Origin of the sequence: Rhodococcus sp. NPDC059969 (assembly GCF_042738325.1) — a bacterium.
Lineage (GTDB): Bacteria > Actinomycetota > Actinomycetes > Mycobacteriales > Mycobacteriaceae > Rhodococcus_F.
Map to the genome: position 1 here is coordinate 111,430 of NZ_JBHWUF010000006.1, position 17,944 is coordinate 129,373.

Here is a 17,944-nt window from a genome sequence, read left to right on the forward strand (position 1 = left end):
CGACAGAGGAAGTCACAGCCGATGACGTTGCCGCCCCCGCCCCCGCCACCCCCGCCACCGCCAATGCAGGCTCCGGCTACCGGACATCCGCCGGCCGCTCGCTCTCGTGGCCGGGGATGGATTGTTGCCGTTACGGCTCTTACCGCCGTCGCGGCCCTCGCCGCGGGCACCGTCACCGTTGCCACGATTCTCCGGTCGGGAGACTCCGACGGACCGGTGGCAGGCCAGTTGGTCAACACCTACCCCACTCGGCCGACGCCAGGGTGGTCGTTGGACGTTGACGATGTTCTGCCGGGCGGAAGATTTCTGTGGCCTGATTCGCTCGGTGCGAGCTATGGAACGGCAAGATTCATCGAGTTGGGACAGACTCTGATCACAACGGTCGGACCACAACAGGGTCAGCAATCCCAACTCGTTGCTGTCGACGCCGAAAGCGGATCCATTCGATGGCAAACGCCGGTCGCCGGCACGGTGTCGTGTGCGACCGCCGCGATCGATGCAGCCCTACCTTGTGTCGTCAGGAATCCTGGTGGAACAGCGCGAGTCGTTTCCTTCTCGCTCGACTCGGGGACGATTCGTTCGAGTGTCGACACAGATACAGCCACCCTGGTCGAGGTTTCCGACGGTGCACTCTTCACCGTGGGCGGCAACCAGTCCGGGCAAGTGATTTCGCGCGGAACCCCCACCGACCTCGACGCGGCGTGGACAACGACAACTCCACAGGAAACCGACTGCGTCGGATCCGGCGATTCGCATTCGTTCGAGATCGTGGACGGCATCGTCTACTACTCGAGCATCGGGTCGACGGCGCTCAGCGCGGTCGACGGCGCGCTGCTTTCGAATCCGAATCTCGGTGGCTACGAGGCGCTTCCAGGTCAGGGCTTCGCCGGCGTCCTCTGCGAGATGCCATTTCCGTCGGACGGATACTCCAGCATCGTGTCCGACCGTGACGGGGCCGAGAGATTTCGAGTTGGCGAAGACAGACCGGCATCGCCGTGGCTTGTCTCGGCATCGAACTCTCGTCCGTACATCGGTTCGCATGGCGCGTACAACATCAGTGACGGCACCGAGTTGTGGTCGGTCACCGGCGGTGATCGCTTCTCGTTACACAGAATCGTCGGCGACATCGTGCTGGGCAACGACTCGGACACACTTTCGGCCTACCGAATCGACACCGGGGAGCAGTTGTGGTCGACCAAGATCGGTGACTACTTCTCTTTCTCGGTCTCGGACGGTGAGCGAATTCTCGTCCATCCCAACGACGGCAGGGTTCTTGCCGTCGAACTCGCCGACGGCTCCATCAGTTGGTCACTCGATTCCCACACCAACCACTGGTCGTGGTCGAAGGCCCACGACGGACTCGCCTCGATCTCCAATGACGAATTCGTCTACTACCCACCGACCGGCGGACCGTCGGGAGCGCCAGGCAAACTGCCCGCTGTCCCTGAAGCAGACGGAGGCGACGAGTACGTCACGAAATGCGGACGGACACCGACCCTGACGCCGGTTGAATACCGCACGCAGGCAGAGGGTCTCGTCGTTCGAATGGAAATGAAAGCATCATGTCCCGGCGGAGACATCGTCTCCACCGACGCGCTTCGTGTGTCGATCACCGACACCGGCCAGAGCGTTGCGTCGGCGGTGTTCGACTTCTCCGAAGCACCGATCTATCTTCCCCGAACCGATGGGACGAACACGACGAACTCGATCCAACGCGAGTTCCTGTACGACCTCGGTAGCTTCTGGAGGCTGCCGAACACTCTCGGTGAGTCTTCGAGTCTGACCAATTCGAGAGCGTCAGGTGCTCAACTCGTCGAGTGTGAGGACGAAGGGACGAGTGATACCAGCCTGACATCCGGGCCGGCATCGCGAAGTGACACCAATACACCGATTCGGCCCACGCGTAGTGCGCAGCCGACCACGGGCGACGTCGAATCCGCGAGTCTCGACGCCCTCCGGGCCCAGACCGACGCCGATCGTCCGTTTGTCACCGGTGACCTCGCGAACAGGTGGGTGGCCCAGATATCCTCCAAGCGGGTCGGACTCGATGCAGCGGATATCAATGGCGCTCAGGTGCATTGGACTGCTGCCCAGATCCTGCGACAGCATCTCGAACTTCGTCTCATGTATCCGGAGGTACGTCTGCTCTGGAGTGACGAATGGCGGACCTTCGATCTCCGTGGTTGGTGGATCACCGTCGCAGGCTTGACGTTTGCCGATGCGGATGCGGCCAACGGGTGGTGCGATTCGAAGCGGATCGCCAACGATCAATGCTTCGCCAAGATCGTTAGTAACGATCGTGATTCGTCGGGAACCACCAAATATCGGCGATAGTGCCTGACCCGTTCGGCGCACTTCCCACATCTGAGGAGCTTGGCGAATGACCGAAGACAACTCGCGTCAACCCGGTGAACCATCGATAAACAGTTTGCCCCAGTCACACGGCATGTATCCACCGCCCCAGAGCTATTCACCGACCCGATCTGCGTTCGAGGACATTCGGATCGGTGACTACACCCGCGACGGGACAGCCGCGGCACTGCTCTTCGTGTCGCTCTTCTTACCGTGGAGTGCGACCGTCGGAATAGCCCGCGTCGGTTCGAGTGCTCTTGTGGTGCTTCTGGTTCTGCCGACACTGCTGTCGCTGGCGTCGCTGTTACTGCCGTACGTGGCGCGACTCGGAATGCTCGGGCCGAATTGGAATGTCGGGCAGATACGAGTGTTGCGTCTGGCGTCCAACGGACCCCTCATTGCCACTGTCGTGGGCCTTGTCGCCTACGACGTCATTCGTGGAATGTTCCGATTCAGTGAGAGTTCGAGTATCTTCACCGGCAACGGGGTCGGCGCCGGAGCGTGGTTCGGGCTTGCCGGCGCCCTGCTCGCCGCTCAACCGCGAGCAGCAGAAATTCGCATCGACCCTCGAACCGCGCCGCGATGGTTGGCGTTGGTGAAGCCGCTTGTGTTTGTGGCTTGGGGGTCGTCAGTGGCCTCGGCGCTACTCGCGCTGATCTACATCCTGGTCTCCGCCAGTCGCTACCGATATTACGACGGGCCGCAGACTTTCGAGAACCTGATCGTTCTCTTCGTGTCGTCGGCCGTTCCGATCGTCGTGGTGGGTGTTGCGGCAGTCGGTCTCGCCAGACGGTTTGCGTCCTGGCGCCTCACAATCGCCGCGCTCGGCATCGCTCTCCTCGCAGCCGGATTACTCCACTCGATCAGCGAGGGCACAAGTGTCGAGCTGTTCCACACGGTCACGGCTAGTCCGTACTACGGCATCACGTTCTTGATTGCCGCAGCCGCAATTACATTCATTCCATTCGGTGTTGCGTTCGTCGGCGACGGGACGCACCCCGGATACGTCTGGCTCGCAGCGGCACGAAACGGCATGCTGTTGATCGCGGTGTGGAGCTTCGGTGTTGGATTCTCTCAGATCGCAATGGCAGCAACACAATTTGGCATCGTGCCGTGGGGAGATGCGTTAGTGCTCGCTGTTCTCGCGATACTCGTCGGGATTCTTGCCGTCGTCGGAGTCAGAGCGCTGTCGCTCCGCTATTCTTCGTCTGATCCTCGCCCGTCGCGCGAGGTTGTTCTCGGAGTCTGTGTCGCGCTGCTCGTTCTGATGATTGCTCGTCTAGTTGTACAGTCGACCATGTACGGCGAAATATATTACAGTGCATGGATATTCGATCTTGCTCTGGCGGTGCTGGTGGTTCTGCTTGCTCTCGCTCTCACCGTCTCACCGGCTGTTCGGAATTTGTATGCGGGGGTGCAACTGTTCGCGTCGGCCACCACGGTTACAGCTGCGGTACCGAGTCTTGGACAGCCCGTTCAGCCTTCGAGGCGTGCTCTCGAGGCTGCGGATCCGCGGACTCCGGCGGCGGTGCTGTTCGAGATTGCGTCGAGTTCGCCGGAGTTGCGGCCGGCGATTGCTGCGAATCCGTCGACGTACGACGATCTTGTGACGTGGCTCGAGGCGTTGGGTGATCCTGCTGTGGATGCGGCGTTGGATCGAAGGGCTGCTGGGCAATTCGGTCTACCTGAGCCTCAGCCTGAGCCTGAGCCTCAGCCTGAGCCTGAACCTGAACCTGTACCCGTACCCGTGCCCGTGTCGGTGCCTGCGCCGGTGAAGCCTTCGGGGCGTGCTCTCGAGGCTGGAGATCCGCGGACCCCGGCGGCGGTGCTGTTCGAGATCGCGTCGAGTTCGCCGGAGTTGCGGCCGGCGATTGCTGCGAATCCGTCGACGTACGACGATCTTGTGACGTGGCTCGGAGCGCTGGGTGATCCTGCTGTGGATGCGGCGTTGGATCGAAGGGCTGCTGGGCAATTCGGTCCACCCGAACGGGAACCCGAACCTGCGACCGAGACCTTCATCTCGAACGCACAGGAATCCCGCTCCGGTAGCGACCCCGTGCAACTGGCCGCACCGCCACTGGTCGTGCCGCAACCGAACCCGGGGTATGCGCCGACCGGCGTTCCATTCCGGCCTGGTGGTTTTCGGCCGGCCGGAGCCGGGATACGAGTTGCCGCGCGATTCATCGATTTCGCCATTCTCGCAGTCGTGTCGGTCGTCGGCGGCATGATCTCCACCGCGACGCTCGGAAACGGTTTCGACTTCGATGCCTACCGGACAAGTTCGGGTCTGATCGGCCTCCTGATCGGGATGGGTTCGATCGTGTACTTCGTGTGGGGAGAGTCAGCATTCGGGGTAACCCTGGGCAAACTCGCCCTCGGAATAGGCGTTCGCTCGGTAGGAGGTGCGCGCCCGACCCTGGCGCAGTCCTTCAAACGGAATGCATTCGTGATCCCCATGTACCTCGGATCGGCTGTTTCGGCGTTGGCCATGCTCGGTAGTGGTGACGAGCTCGTCGGCATGCTGAACACGATGTCGTTGGGCAGTATCGCCAGTGTCCTGGGTACTGTTGTAACAGTGGGTATTTCGATCGCGATCATCGTCTCGATCAGCTCTGCACCGGATGTACGCGGTTTTCACGATCGGATGGCTGACGCCGTCGTCGTGGTCACCAGACAGTGAGCGAGCGCGCTTCGAGGGAAACACGCATGCCTTCAGAGCGTCAGCAGTTTCTTCTGCACCTTGCCCATGGCGTTGCGGGGCAAGCTGTCGACCAGACAAACCTGACGAGGGCGCTTGTGGATCGACAGTGATTCGGCGACGAAGTCCGAAACCACAGCGCAGTCGGCTACGTCGCCGACGATGAACGCGACTATGCGCTGTCCGAGGTCGTCGTCTGGCACACCGACGACGGCGGCCTCGCGAACACCGGGGTATGCCAGAAGTGCCTGTTCCACCTCGCCGGCACCGATGCGGTATCCACCGGATTTGATCATATCGACCGACTCGCGACCGACGATGCGGTGGAATCCGCTCTCGTCGATCACCGCGATGTCGCCGGTGCGGAACCAGCCGTCTTCGGTGATGGATTCCGCTGTCTTCGAGGGGTTCCCGAGGTACTCGTCGAAGAGCACGGCTCCCGCGACTTCCAGTTGACCTAGCTGCTCTCCGTCGTGCGCCGACAATTTACCGTTCTCACCGCGCAACCTCGTCCTGACTCCCGGAACGGCGTGCCCGACCCAACCCGGGCGGCGTTCACCGTCGTGCGTCGTGCTGACGGTGATGAGGGTTTCACTCATTCCGTAGCGCTCGACGGGAGCCAACCCCGTCAGCGATTTCATCCGCTCGAACAACGGAACCGGAAGTGGTGCACTGCCGGATACGAGCAAGCGCGCAGATCGCAATGCTGCGGCCGCCGAGGGATCACCGCACACGCGTGACCAGACGGTCGGAACACCGAAGTACAACGAGCCACCCGCTGCGGCATACGAATCCGGAGTTGGTCTGACGGTATGAATCAGCGGCGAACCCACGCGCAAGGCGCCCAACACGCCGAGAATCAACCCGTGGACGTGGAAGAGGGGCAGTCCGTGGACGAGTGTGTCCTCTGGCGTCCAATTCCACACATGAGCGAGCGCGTCGAGATCCGCTGCGATCGATGCTCGCGAGAGGACAACGCCTTTCGGAGCTCCGGTGGTTCCCGAGGTGTACATGATCAGTGCAGTAGCTGCCGCGTTCGGTTCGGGATAGGACGTCGCGGATCGCGCGTGAATATCGATGGGAATCAACGGGATACTCGAATCCGTCGGCCCTTCTCCGAGTATCAGTTCGGCCTTGGAATCGGCGATGATGTGCTGACGCTCGAGCGGGCCGGAGTCCGGTGGGATCGGGACCACGGCAACACCGGCGATCAGCGCGCCGGCGACGGCGACCACTGTCTCGAGGCCGGCGGCGGCTTGTACTGCCACTCGCTGTGCACCGTGGATTCGATCGGCGACCGCGGTGGCGGCGGCAAACAAGTCGGCGCGAGAGAGGGTTGCGCCTTCGCCGAAACTGACCGCCGCTCCGTGATCGTCGAAGATGCGGGGGTCGAGGGAGCGCAGAAGTGTGGATTCGCTGTTCATCGCGAGTTCCCTTTCTTTGAGCGAAGATTCAGACGGACCAGGGAACAACGAACAGCAGCCAGGCGAGAATCGGCGTCACCACCATGATGGTCATGCCCCACCGCATCGTCAGCCCGAACACCACGTCGCGTTCTTCCGGAGCGGCGTTCGCGACCACCAGCGCGCCGTTGGTCGAGAACGGACTGCAATCGACCAGAGACGAGGAGATTGCCAGCGCGATGACCAGACCGGTTGCATTGACCTGACCGGTCATGAGGAATGGAATTGCCAAAGGGATGAGTGCGCCGAGGATTCCCGTGGTGGATGCAAACGCCGACACGATCGCGCCGATCAGACAGATCAAGAACGCCGCGAGAAGTGGAATCCCCACGTGTGCAACAGAATCCCCGAGCCACTGGACGGTGTTCTGGTTCTGCAGAAGAGCGACGTACGTGACGATTCCGCCGATGAGGAGCACGGTGCCCCAGCTGATCTTGTCGACGGCGCCGCGGGCGGAAGCCGGGAAGATCAGGGTGAGAAGTACCGCGACAGTCAGTGCGGTGAAGCCGACGTCGAGGTCGAAGACCAAGGCGCCGAGTGCAAGCGACGCCAGTCCGAGCAGGGTGAGTCGCCGCTCGAGGTTGAGTGCTCCCTCGTGCGGAGCGGTCCCACCCGAGGACTTGCCGCCACTCTTCGAGTTGTCGCCGGAACCCGAACCGGTGATGGTGTCGCCGACGCCAGTCGCGTTGCCGACTGCGTTGACGAGCACGCGTTCGGAGGCGCCGCGCGCAATCAGGGCGCGACCGCCGAACGAGACGTACGCGATGGCAGCAACAGCGGCCGCGGCCGCGAAGGTCGAGACGAACAGCAAGGCCGGGCTCGACGGGAGGCCGTTCTGGCGCATGACGTCGTTTGTGATGACGCCGAAGATTCCGATGGGGGAGAAGCTGCCCGCCGTTGCGCCCTGGACGACCATGAAGCCCATCAGCATGGGGTGGATCCGGTAGCGGGTGGCGAAGCCCATCGCCACGGGCGCGATGATGGCGACGGCAGCGGGACTGACCGCGCCCATGGCGGTGACGGCCGCGCACACCGCGAACATCGCCCACGGCACGAGGGCCACTCGTCCTCTGACCGCCCGAACTGCCGCGTGAATGATCCAGTCGACCGTGCCGTTGTTTCTGGCCAGCGCGAACAGGTAGGTGACGCCGACCAGGATGACGAAGAGGCTGGCCGGGAAGCCGTCGAGGATCTCGCTGGTATCGACGGTGAAGACCAGTGTTCCGACGACAAAGGCAGCCACCAGGGCAAGCGCACCCATGTTCACCGACCTCACGGTGGATATGACGAACACCAGGACAAGTACTGACAGGGCTATGACATTTGCCATCGAACTCTCAATCCGTTCGCGACCAGCTTGTGGTCTGCATCACTTGGAATTGGCCTAGCCTCTCTGCCACTGCTCCATTTGTCAAGTACACTCCGAGGCATGAATTCGACGTCATCGCCCGGCTCGCGCTCGGGCCTGCCCGGACGATTGAAGCGTCCGCGTCTGTACGAGCAGTTGGCCGAGCACATTTCGAATTTCATCGAGGCTCAAGGTCTTTCGCCCGGCGATCGGCTTCCTCCCGAACGCAGCCTGGCTGCCGAACTCGGCGTGAGCCGCGCATCGCTGGCTCAGGCGCTCGTTGCCCTCGAGATCCGGGGCCGAGTCGAAATCCAGCACGGCAACGGTGCAGTGATTCGTGAAGCACCGACGCTCGACGCGGGCCGCTCGGCGGACTCGGGCGTGCGGCTTCAGGATCGGACCGTCGACGAACTGACTGCGGCGCGGGAAGCGATCATGGCCGGGCTGGCTCGAGCGGCGGCGTCGAATCCCAACGCTGCACTGCGGGTCGCGATGCTGACCGACGACGGGACCGCGAGAAACTTCGCCGAGACGTGGCGTTGTGTCAGGCACCTTGCCGGAGGTGGCTTATTGGCTGATCTCGACGACACGATCGCCCAGCAGGCGGACGTGCCCGAGTCCTCGGCTCGGCTGTCTGCGCGACTCGATCAGCTCGCACACCGCATCATCGACGGTGACCAATCGGGCGCCGCCGACGCTGTTGCGGGAATCCTCTCCGAGACGGCCTGACGAATAACGACGGACGAGCGTCGGAAAAGCGCACGATAACCACTATGAGCATGTTCGCTCACAGGAAACTGTGCTGCGACGTAGCCCGGGAACCTGATCGGCAATGCGCACGTTGAACACAGTGACGACCGTTCCAACCAAGCGGCACGGCTGCTGGCGGGCATCGATGGGGCCGATCGCGGTAACCTGCAGGTGTCCGGTTGGCAGCCGGAAGGCGACCTGGCAGACCCGCACTCTCGAAAGGACCGGCCACATCGGCCGACCTGTATGAACCGTAAGACTGTGTTCCGTAACGTGCTACTCGTAGCCGTCGTGCTGTTGGTGATCTATGCCTTCAGCTACTTCAGCAACGACACCCGCGACTTCAAGACCGTCGACACGTCGGTCGCGATCTCCCAACTCGACGCCAAGAACGTTGAGTCGGCGCAGATCGACGACCGTGAGCAGCAGGTTCGTCTGTGGCTCAAGAACGGCAACGACGCCACCGACGGTAAGACGCAGATCCTGGCGAAGTACCCCGCGAGTGCGTCGGAGCAGATCTTCGACAAGGTCGAAGGCGCCGGAGCGGACAAGTTCAACACGACGGTCACTCAGGAGAGTTGGCTGACGTCGATCCTTCTGTTCGTGCTGCCGATGATCATTCTGTTCGGCATCTTCTTCTTCGTCATGAACCGGATGCAGGGCGGCGGTGGTCGCGGCGGAGTCATGGGATTCGGTAAGTCGAAGGCCAAGCAGCTCACCAAGGACATGCCGAAAACCACGTTCGCCGACGTCGCCGGTGCGGACGAGGCTGTCGAAGAGTTGTACGAGATCAAGGACTTCCTGCAGAACCCGGCTCGCTACCAGGCGCTCGGCGCCAAGATTCCGCGCGGTGTGCTGCTGTACGGCCCTCCCGGAACCGGTAAGACGCTGCTCGCTCGCGCTGTCGCAGGCGAAGCCGGCGTCCCGTTCTTCACCATCTCCGGCTCGGACTTCGTCGAGATGTTCGTCGGTGTCGGTGCTTCGCGTGTTCGCGACATGTTCGAGCAGGCCAAGCAGAACAGCCCCTGCATCATCTTCGTCGACGAGATCGACGCAGTCGGTCGTCAGCGCGGCGCAGGTCTGGGCGGTGGACACGACGAACGCGAGCAGACGCTCAACCAGTTGCTCGTCGAGATGGACGGCTTCGGTGATCGCACCGGCATCATCTTGATCGCCGCAACCAACCGTCCCGACATCCTGGACCCCGCACTGCTGCGTCCGGGACGCTTCGATCGCCAGATTCCGGTCGGTGCCCCCGACCTCGCCGGTCGCCGCGCGATCCTGCGCGTGCACTCGCAGGGCAAGCCGATCGATCCCAACGCAGACCTCGAAGGTCTCGCCAAGCGGACCGTCGGAATGTCGGGCGCCGATCTCGCCAACGTCATCAACGAGGCTGCGCTGCTCACCGCACGCGAAAACGGAACCGTCATCACCGAAGCCTCACTCGAGGAATCGGTGGACCGTGTTGTCGGTGGACCGCGGCGTAAGAGTCGCATCATCAGCGAGCACGAGAAGAAGATCACGGCGTACCACGAGGGCGGTCACACGCTGGCTGCTTGGGCAATGCCTGACATCGAGCCGGTCTACAAGGTCACGATCCTCGCTCGCGGTCGCACCGGCGGTCACGCGATGACCGTGCCCGAGGACGACAAGGGTTTGATGACGCGTTCCGAGATGATCGCTCGTCTCGTCATGGCAATGGGTGGACGCGCCGCCGAGGAACTGGTGTTCCACGAGCCCACCACCGGAGCGTCGTCGGACATCGACATGGCGACAAAGATCGCCCGCGCGATGGTCACCGAATACGGCATGAGTGCCAAGCTCGGCGCGGTTCGCTACGGCCAGGAGGGCGGGGATCCGTTCCTCGGCCGTTCGATGGGCGTGCAGTCCGACTACTCACACGAGATCGCTCGTGAAATCGACGAAGAGGTGCGCAACCTCATCGAGGCAGCGCACACCGAAGCGTGGGCAATCCTCAACGAGTACCGCGATGCGCTCGACCTCATCGCTACCGAACTGCTCGAGCGTGAGACGTTGACTCGCAAGGACCTCGAGAAGATCCTTGCCGGCGTCGAAAAGCGTCCGCGCATCACGGCTTTCAACGATTTCGGCGGTCGCACGCCTTCGGATCGTCCGCCGGTGAAAACTCCGCGCGAACTCGCGATCGAGCGTGGCGAAACCTGGCCGGAGCCCGCTGCCGCCCCTGTTCTCGTCAAGGCCGGCGCAGCCAACAGTGGTGCGCCCAACAACGGCGGTCTCCCCAACAATGGCAACCAGGGACCCTCGAACGGCTACGCGCAGCCTTCGTACCCGCAGCCGAGTGCGCCGCAGCAGACTCCGCAACCGGGAACACCCGACTACGGAGCGCCCGCCGGATGGTCGGCACCGGGTTGGCCTCCGCGTGAGAACCAGTCGCCGACGTACCCCGGACAGCAGTCGGGTGGATACACCGGTGGACAGAATCCGAACCCGCCGAACCAGCAGCAGGGCCAGTACGGTCAGCCCCAACACGGTCAGCCCCAGCCCGATCAGGGGCAGTACGGTCAGCCGCATCCGGGACAGCAGGCGTACCCGGAGCAGCCGCACCCCGGCCGCCGCTACCCAGCACAGCCCGACTACCCGGTGCAGTACCCGGACAGTGGACCCTTCGCCGATCCGAACCGGGGAAACCCGTCGGGTGAAAACCAGTGGCAGAGCCCCGCACCGGAACAGCCGCAAACTCCTCCGCCGCATCATTCGGCTGAGGACGAGGGACCGAGCACCGTTCGCTGGGACGGACCGGACGGATCTCGCTGACCTTGCGCCACTAGGCTCTGCGGCGGGGGACCTGTGAACAATTCTCGAGGAGAGTTCGGTTGTCGGTGAATGATGTGGCCAGTGAACTGGTGTCGCTCGGAACGGGCCGCCCGTTCGATCAGGCGCGGGCAGAGGCTGCCGTACGGGAATTGTTGATCGCGGTCGGCGAAGATCCGGAGCGCCCAGGCCTGCTCGATACGCCGGCCCGGGTGGCGCGCTCGTACAAGGAGATCTTCGCGGGTCTGTACTCCGAGCCCGACGACGCGTTGAACACGACTTTCGACGAGGGTCACCAGGAATTGGTGCTCGTGCGAGACATTCCGATGTTCTCGACGTGCGAGCACCACCTGGTGTCCTTCCACGGCGTCGCCCACGTTGGCTACATCCCGGGAAAGTCCGGCAAGGTCACCGGTTTGTCGAAGCTGGCGCGTGTTGTCGACCTGTACGCCAAGCGTCCGCAGGTTCAAGAACGCCTGACCAGTCAGATCGCGGACGCATTGATGCGCAAGCTCGACCCGCGTGGAGCCATCGTCGTCATCGAAGCCGAGCATCTGTGCATGGCGATGCGCGGTATCCGCAAGCCCGGAGCCAGCACGACCACGTCTGCGGTTCGTGGGCTCCTGCAATCCAGCGCGGCCTCACGGTCCGAAGCGCTGGACCTCATCCTTCGTAAGTGAGCGAGATGTCCGCGGCTTCCGTTGCAGACAGCGATCCGGCCCGGATGGTCGTGATGGGGATTCTGAACGTCACCGCCGATTCGTTTTCCGACGGTGGCCAATTCCTCGATCGTGACGCGGCGATCTCTCGTGGGCTAGAGCTGCAACGCATTGGCGTCGACATCGTCGACATCGGCGGTGAGTCGACGCGTCCCGGTGCCACCCGAGTGGACCCGAAACTCGAGGCTGACCGTATTGCCCCGGTGATCGAAGAACTGGTTGCTGCGGGAATCCGCGTCAGCGTCGACACGATGCGTGCTTCTGTCGCCGCAGCCGCGATCGAAGCGGGTGCGGGGATCGTCAACGACGTCTCGGGCGGTCGCGCGGACCCCGACATGGCGTCCGTGGTTGCCGACGCCGGAGTGCCCTGGATCCTCATGCATTGGCGTTCGGCCCGCGACTACGTCCATCGTGGCAGTGCCGATCACTACGACGACGTGGTCCGAGACGTCCGTGACGAACTGCTGTCGCAGGTCGACCTGGCGTTGAAGGCGGGCGTTGATTCGTCGTCGATCATCCTCGATCCCGGCCTCGGGTTCGCGAAGAACGCCGACCACAACTGGGCTCTGTTGCGGGCCCTGCCCGAGTTCAACGCACTCGGATTCCCGGTCCTGGTCGGCGCTTCCCGTAAGCGGTTCCTCGGGTCTCTGCTCAGCGATCCCGAAGGCAATCCGCGTCCACCTGGTGGCCGCGAGACTGCGACGGCCGTGGTCTCCGCCCTTGCAGCGCGCGAAGGCGCCTGGGGCGTTCGGGTGCACGACGCACAAGCCTCGCTCGACGCCATTGCCGTGGTCGACGCCTGGAACCGTGGACGAGAAAGGGCCTGACATGGGGGACCGAATCGAACTGCGCGGGCTGAAGGTACGCGGTAATCACGGAGTGTTCGACCATGAGAAGCGTGACGGTCAGGACTTCTTCATCGACATCACGGTGTGGATGGACCTGGCGCCCGCCGCGGCGTCGGACGATCTGACCCAGACCCTGCACTACGGCGAGTTGGCGGAAGCCGCCGCAGCCATCGTCGCCGGCCCTTCGCGCGATCTCATCGAGACCGTCGCTGCCGAGATCGCTGACGGCGTCATGAAGGATTTGCGAGTCGAGAGCGTCGAGGTCGTGGTCCACAAGCCGTCGGCGCCGATTCCGCTGGTCTTCGCGGACGTCGCCGTCGTCGCACATCGGACCAGGTCGGCATGACGCGCGCTGTTCTGTCGATCGGTTCCAATATCGGCGACAGCGTGGCTCACTTGCAGTCCGTTGTCGACGGGTTGGGCAGCGCCGTCGTTGCTGTGTCACCGGTCTACTCGACGGCGCCGTGGGGTGGCGTCGAGCAGCAGGATTTCTACAACGCGGTGCTGGTGGTCGACGACCCCGAGGCCGACAGTGCTGAATGGCTTCGCCGTTCGCAAGCTCTCGAAGAAGCCGCAGATCGGGTGCGCGAACAGCGTTGGGGACCCCGAAGCCTGGACGTGGACGTGGTCGACTGCGAAGGCGTCGTCAGTTCCGATCCCGAACTCACACTTCCGCACCCCCGGGCTCATCTTCGTGCCTTCGTGCTCGTTCCCTGGCTGGACGTCGAGCCTGATGCGACGCTGATCGTCGACGGTCGGAAGTTGTCGGTGGCAGAAATTCTCGGCGGCCTCGATCGCAGCGAACGTGAAGGTGTGCGCACTACCGATGTGGTGCTTGCGCGGTGACCGAACAAGACAAGGGTTTGAAGCCGACCCGGATCAGTGAACTCGCGGTTCTGGCCGCGGTTGCGGCCGTGGCCACCTGGATTCTGATTCGCGTGTTCTACGGTTCGATGCCGCCCATCCCTGTTTATGCGGGAGCGTCGCTGTACTTCGTGGCCGTTGCCGAAGCCGTCTTCGCTTTTGTCATTCGTGCGCGCGTCAAGAATCGTCAGGTCGGCGACGGGCTCAGACAACTCCATCCGATCACTGCCGCCCGCGCGCTGGCATTGGCAAAAGCATCCGCTTTGGTCGGTTCAGCTACCGTGGGTGTCTGGGTTGGAGTGCTGGTGTATCTCATCCCACAGCGCTCGGTTCTGCAGGCCGCGGCCTCCGACACGCCGGGCGCGTGGGTGGGGTTGGGCGCCGCAATTGCGCTGGTAGCGGCAGCTCTGTGGCTCGAACATTGTTGCAAGACGCCGGAAGATACACCTGACGAGCCGGCGCACTGACAGCCTGGTCGGCAAATCACCCACCGAGGTACGTGGCGACCCCGGTCTCGGCAAGTACCCTGGCAACCATGACAAATTCTGGTCGATCGAAGTCTGCGCGCCGAAGCAAGCGCAGCGCGAGCCAGATGATCATTGCTGCTCTTCTGGCACTTGCTGTCATTGCTTCGCTGTTCCTGATCTTCAGCAACAGCGTTCAGCTTCTTCGGGTGGGACTGGTCGTCGCTCTGTGGGCAGCCACCCTCGGCGCTATCGCCATGACCAAGTATCGGCGTGAGTCGGCACTGGACAAAGCCAAGGTTGCCGATCTGCAGACCGTGTACGAACTGCAGCTCGAGCGTGAAATTTCTGCTCGACGCGAGTACGAACTGAGCGTCGAAGGCCGTGTGCGTCGTGAGGTGACCGCCGACGCGGAGGAACTGGCCGGGCTGCGCGCCGAATTGGTCGCGCTGCGCCGGAACCTCGAAGCGCTTTTCGAAGGTGGACTGTTGCCCGAACAGACCGCGCTCAAGACCGATTCGACGCGAGTACCGGAACTTGGCGGTAGTTCGTACGGTGCGTACCAGCCGGCACCGTCGGGACTGTACGTTCCCGGCGCCGGCCAGAGCGGGCCCAGCCAACCGGCACCGAACGTCGGCGGCTTGGCTTCGCCCAACGACGATCCGGTGACTGCTGAGACAACCGTCGTGTTCGCGGAGACGTCGTGGCGCGACAGCAGCTTCGTGGCGCCGCGCGTCATACCGACGCAGAAGTCGCAGGAGACGCCGAAGCCGCAGGAGACGCAGAAGCCCCAGGATCAGACCCGGAACCAGGCCCCGAAGAATTCTCCGGTGAGTTCTGTGAGTTCCTCGCCGACACGAACGGCGAAAGATGTTCCGGTGGAGAAGGATCCGGAGCCGGTCGAGCCAGAAATCAAGGCTCCCGCCCAGGCCCCGAACATCGAAGACGCCGTCATCGAAGACGCCGTCATCGAAGACGCCGTCGTCGAAGAGGCGCCCGAGGTTGTTCCCGAGGTTGTTGCGGAAACAGAACCTGAGCCCGACGCCGAGCCGCGCCGTCGTCGTCGCGCTGCCCCGGAAGATGCCGCAAGTGGTGCTCATTCCAACGGATTGACCGTCGCCGAAATAATGGCAAATCTGAGTTCGACCAACCCGTCCGAAGGCTCCGGTCGACGCCGTCGCCGAGAGGACTGAGTCGCAGATCACTCGCCTGGCCATGGCATGACGGTTCGGGCGAAGGATATCCTCGGACGCAGAACGTCTGGTACCCGCCGAGCGGGACTGGAACGAACGAGAGGAATCCGGTGACTTCCTTCGGGATCACTAATGGACCTGCACCTGCGCGATTGACGGTAGGAATTGTCTCCGCAGGCCGGGTCGGAACAGCTGTCGGTGCCGCGTTGGAGCGAGCCGGTCATGTTGTCAGCGCTTGCTCCGCAGTCTCCAGTGCCTCGGTCGCCCGCGCTGTGAAGCGGCTTCCCGATACCGAAATTCTTCCGGCTGCCGACGTCGCAGCTCGCTCCGAACTGCTGGTTCTCGCTGTTCCGGACGACCAGCTTGCTGATCTTGTCCGAGGGCTCGCGGCCACGAAAGCCGTCAAGCCGGGCACGCTCGTCGCCCACACGTCGGGCGCCAACGGTATTGCCATCCTCGCTCCGCTGACCGAACTGGGCGCACTGCCCTTGGCTATCCATCCGGCGATGACGTTCACCGGTCACGACGAGGACACTGCGCGGCTGTCGTCGGCGTGCTTCGGAATCACGGCCGGCGACGACATCGGATACGCGATCGCGCAGTCTCTCGTCCTCGAGATCGGCGGCGAGCCGGTCCGAGTGCGCGAGGAGAACCGCGCGCTCTACCACGCTGCCCTGGCTCACGGCAGTAATCACCTGGTCACCCTCGTTGTCGACGCTGTCGAGGCGCTGCGAGCGTCGTTGCAAGGTGACGAGTTGCTCGGTCAGCAGTTGATAGACGGCGATCCGGGTGGAGTGGCCGAGCGTGTCCTGCAACCGCTGTTGTCGGCCGCCCTGGACAACGCACTACGACGCGGTCCCTCGGCGTTGACCGGCCCGGTGGCACGCGGCGATGCCGCTGCCGTCGACACACATTTGCGCGTACTGACAGAACTGGATCCGGAGCTCGCTGCCGGCTATCGAGCGATGTCCTTGCGATCGGCCCAGCGGGTGGGCGCCCCCACCGAATTGTTCGACATCTTGACTGAAACGGGAGGTGACCGTCGTGAGTGATTTGCAGGGCGGATACAAGCGCGGCGAACTGACGGTGCACCACGATCCGGACAAGCTTCGGCGCGTCTCGCGGGCACTGCGTGGAGTCGGGCGCCAGGTGGCGCTCGTTCCGACGATGGGTGCGCTGCACGCGGGCCACATCGAACTGGTTCGTCAGGCCAAGGTCACCGGCGCCGTCGTGATCGTTTCCATCTTCGTGAACCCGCTGCAGTTCGGTGCCGGCGAAGACCTGGACGCATACCCGCGCACTCTCGATGCCGATCTCGACCTGCTTCGCGCCGAGGGCGTCGAATTGGTGTTCGCGCCGAGCGCCAAGACGATGTACCCGCGTGGTCAGCGCACCACCATCGTGCCCGGACCGTTGGGTGGCGAACTCGAAGGCGGCGCACGCCCCACTCACTTCGCGGGAATGCTGACGGTCGTGGCGAAGCTGCTGCAGATCGCGGCACCCAATCACGCGTACTTCGGCGAGAAGGACTATCAGCAGCTGACGCTCATCCGTCAGATGGTGTGGGATCTCAACTTCGACGTACAGATCATCGGAGTACCGACGGTCCGCGAGTTCGACGGCCTCGCGTTGTCCTCTCGCAATCGCTACCTCGACGAGAGCCAGCGCGCCGCAGCGGTCGCGCTGTCCGCAGCTCTGATCGCCGGCGCACACGCGGCGGCCGGGGGAGCGGAGGCAATTCTGGAAACCGCACGCGCTGTCCTGGCAGCTGTTCCGGAAATCGAGGTCGACTACCTCGAGGTTCGGGGCGTCGATCTGGGCCCCGCTCCCGAGCGGGGTGACGGCCGACTGTTGGTGGCCGCCAAGCTCGGAACCACCCGTCTGATCGACAATGTCGGTGTTGCCGTGGGAACCGGCTTCCTCGAGCGTGACACCGATCCGTCCGCCGACGCCATCGACGACCTGCTGTCTCACTGAGCACTTTTCACGAGTAAGGACCTGGATATGTTTCGCACAATGATGAAGTCGAAGATCCACCGCGCCACCGTGACTCACGCCGACCTGCACTACGTCGGCTCCGTCACCGTCGACCAGGATCTGATGGATGCCGCCGACCTCCTCGAAGGCGAACAGGTGTGCATCGTCGACATCGACAACGGCGCGCGTCTCGAGACGTACGTCATCGCCGGTGAGCGCGGAACTGGTGTCATCGGAATCAACGGTGCAGCAGCGCATCTGGTCAAGCCGGGCGACCTGGTCATTCTCATCGCCTACGGCGTGATGAACGAGCAGGAAGTCAAGGAGTACTCCCCGCGCGTCGTGTTCGTCGATGCCGACAACAAGCAGATCGAACTCGGTTCCGACCCGGCTCACGCGCCGGAGGGTTCGGGTCTGATCACCCCGCGCATGCTGTCGACACTCGAGGCCTCGCGCGAATCCAGTCTGGTGTAAT

At 63.3% G+C, this 17,944-nt stretch carries 15 protein-coding genes; 13 read left to right on the plus strand and 2 right to left on the minus strand.

The features are described 5' to 3' along the window. Positions 1 to 21 precede the first annotated feature (21 nt). A complete protein-coding gene (locus tag ACFWAD_RS18080; protein ID WP_378546216.1) occupies positions 22 to 2,334 on the plus strand; it encodes a PQQ-binding-like beta-propeller repeat protein in 2,313 nt (770 codons plus the stop codon). A 46-nt stretch (positions 2,335 to 2,380) separates the two neighbouring features. After that, positions 2,381 to 5,032 (plus strand): RDD family protein, encoded by a 2,652-nt coding sequence (locus ACFWAD_RS18085; RefSeq protein WP_378546219.1) that lies wholly within the window; start codon positions 2,381 to 2,383, stop codon positions 5,030 to 5,032. Positions 5,033 to 5,064: 32 nt separating this feature from the next. Here ACFWAD_RS18085 and ACFWAD_RS18090 read toward each other — a convergent pair whose 3' ends face one another. Next, positions 5,065 to 6,474, minus strand: coding sequence for an acyl-CoA synthetase (locus tag ACFWAD_RS18090; protein ID WP_378546222.1), 1,410 nt, complete (start codon positions 6,472 to 6,474; stop codon positions 5,065 to 5,067). A 28-nt stretch (positions 6,475 to 6,502) separates the two neighbouring features. Continuing rightward, a complete protein-coding gene (locus ACFWAD_RS18095; RefSeq protein ID WP_378546225.1) occupies positions 6,503 to 7,843 on the minus strand; it encodes an SLC13 family permease in 1,341 nt (446 codons plus the stop codon). A gap of 99 nt (positions 7,844 to 7,942) precedes the next feature. Here ACFWAD_RS18095 and ACFWAD_RS18100 point away from each other — a divergent pair, with 99 nt between their 5' ends. The 11 genes from ACFWAD_RS18100 to panD all read left to right on the plus strand — a co-directional run bounded on the left by ACFWAD_RS18100 (position 7,943) and on the right by panD (position 17,943). Continuing rightward, positions 7,943 to 8,590 carry a FadR/GntR family transcriptional regulator gene (locus tag ACFWAD_RS18100; RefSeq protein WP_378546228.1) on the plus strand — a complete coding sequence of 216 codons (648 nt, stop codon included), beginning with the start codon at positions 7,943 to 7,945 and terminating at the stop codon, positions 8,588 to 8,590. Positions 8,591 to 8,857: 267 nt separating this feature from the next. Beyond that, entirely contained in the window at positions 8,858 to 11,407 is a 2,550-nt protein-coding gene (gene ftsH, locus ACFWAD_RS18105) for an ATP-dependent zinc metalloprotease FtsH (RefSeq protein ID WP_378546231.1), read from the plus strand. A gap of 59 nt (positions 11,408 to 11,466) precedes the next feature. Next, a complete protein-coding gene (gene folE / locus ACFWAD_RS18110; protein ID WP_019746783.1) occupies positions 11,467 to 12,084 on the plus strand; it encodes a GTP cyclohydrolase I FolE in 618 nt (205 codons plus the stop codon). 5 nt (positions 12,085 to 12,089) lie between these two features. Continuing rightward, positions 12,090 to 12,950, plus strand: coding sequence for a dihydropteroate synthase (gene folP, locus ACFWAD_RS18115; protein ID WP_378546679.1), 861 nt, complete (start codon positions 12,090 to 12,092; stop codon positions 12,948 to 12,950). Between the two features lies 1 nt (position 12,951). Further along, positions 12,952 to 13,317, plus strand: coding sequence for a dihydroneopterin aldolase (folB, locus tag ACFWAD_RS18120; protein ID WP_378546234.1), 366 nt, complete (start codon positions 12,952 to 12,954; stop codon positions 13,315 to 13,317). After that, positions 13,314 to 13,817 carry a 2-amino-4-hydroxy-6-hydroxymethyldihydropteridine diphosphokinase gene (gene folK / locus ACFWAD_RS18125; RefSeq protein WP_378546237.1) on the plus strand — a complete coding sequence of 168 codons (504 nt, stop codon included), beginning with the start codon at positions 13,314 to 13,316 and terminating at the stop codon, positions 13,815 to 13,817. The genes folB and folK overlap by 4 nt, the downstream gene beginning before the upstream one ends. Positions 13,818 to 13,834: 17 nt before the next feature. Continuing rightward, a complete protein-coding gene (locus ACFWAD_RS18130; protein WP_230816814.1) occupies positions 13,835 to 14,302 on the plus strand; it encodes a DUF3180 domain-containing protein in 468 nt (155 codons plus the stop codon). Between the two features lie 68 nt (positions 14,303 to 14,370). Further along, positions 14,371 to 15,492, plus strand: coding sequence for a DUF6779 domain-containing protein (locus ACFWAD_RS18135; RefSeq protein ID WP_378546240.1), 1,122 nt, complete (start codon positions 14,371 to 14,373; stop codon positions 15,490 to 15,492). A 110-nt stretch (positions 15,493 to 15,602) separates the two neighbouring features. Next, entirely contained in the window at positions 15,603 to 16,544 is a 942-nt protein-coding gene (locus tag ACFWAD_RS18140; protein WP_378534888.1) for a Rossmann-like and DUF2520 domain-containing protein, read from the plus strand. Beyond that, on the plus strand, positions 16,537 to 17,469 hold the full coding sequence (gene panC, locus ACFWAD_RS18145; protein WP_378546243.1) for a pantoate--beta-alanine ligase: 933 nt from the start codon (positions 16,537 to 16,539) through the stop codon (positions 17,467 to 17,469). Before ACFWAD_RS18140 ends, panC begins: the two co-directional genes overlap by 8 nt. Positions 17,470 to 17,496: 27 nt before the next feature. Then, complete coding sequence (gene panD, locus ACFWAD_RS18150; RefSeq protein WP_003945761.1) at positions 17,497 to 17,943, plus strand: aspartate 1-decarboxylase; 447 nt, start codon at positions 17,497 to 17,499, stop codon at positions 17,941 to 17,943. Position 17,944 lies beyond the last annotated feature (1 nt).

Coding starts and splice junctions, on each gene's coding strand:
- ACFWAD_RS18080 (WP_378546216.1), top strand. CDS start 22: ATGACGTTGCCGCCCCCGCCCCCGCCACCCCCGCCACCGCCAATGCAG.
- ACFWAD_RS18085 (WP_378546219.1), top strand. CDS start 2,381: ATGACCGAAGACAACTCGCGTCAACCCGGTGAACCATCGATAAACAGT.
- ACFWAD_RS18090 (WP_378546222.1), bottom strand. CDS start 6,474: ATGAACAGCGAATCCACACTTCTGCGCTCCCTCGACCCCCGCATCTTC.
- ACFWAD_RS18095 (WP_378546225.1), bottom strand. CDS start 7,843: ATGGCAAATGTCATAGCCCTGTCAGTACTTGTCCTGGTGTTCGTCATA.
- ACFWAD_RS18100 (WP_378546228.1), top strand. CDS start 7,943: ATGAATTCGACGTCATCGCCCGGCTCGCGCTCGGGCCTGCCCGGACGA.
- ftsH (WP_378546231.1), top strand. CDS start 8,858: ATGAACCGTAAGACTGTGTTCCGTAACGTGCTACTCGTAGCCGTCGTG.
- folP (WP_378546679.1), top strand. CDS start 12,090: ATGTCCGCGGCTTCCGTTGCAGACAGCGATCCGGCCCGGATGGTCGTG.
- folB (WP_378546234.1), top strand. CDS start 12,952: ATGGGGGACCGAATCGAACTGCGCGGGCTGAAGGTACGCGGTAATCAC.
- folK (WP_378546237.1), top strand. CDS start 13,314: ATGACGCGCGCTGTTCTGTCGATCGGTTCCAATATCGGCGACAGCGTG.
- ACFWAD_RS18135 (WP_378546240.1), top strand. CDS start 14,371: ATGACAAATTCTGGTCGATCGAAGTCTGCGCGCCGAAGCAAGCGCAGC.
- panD (WP_003945761.1), top strand. CDS start 17,497: ATGTTTCGCACAATGATGAAGTCGAAGATCCACCGCGCCACCGTGACT.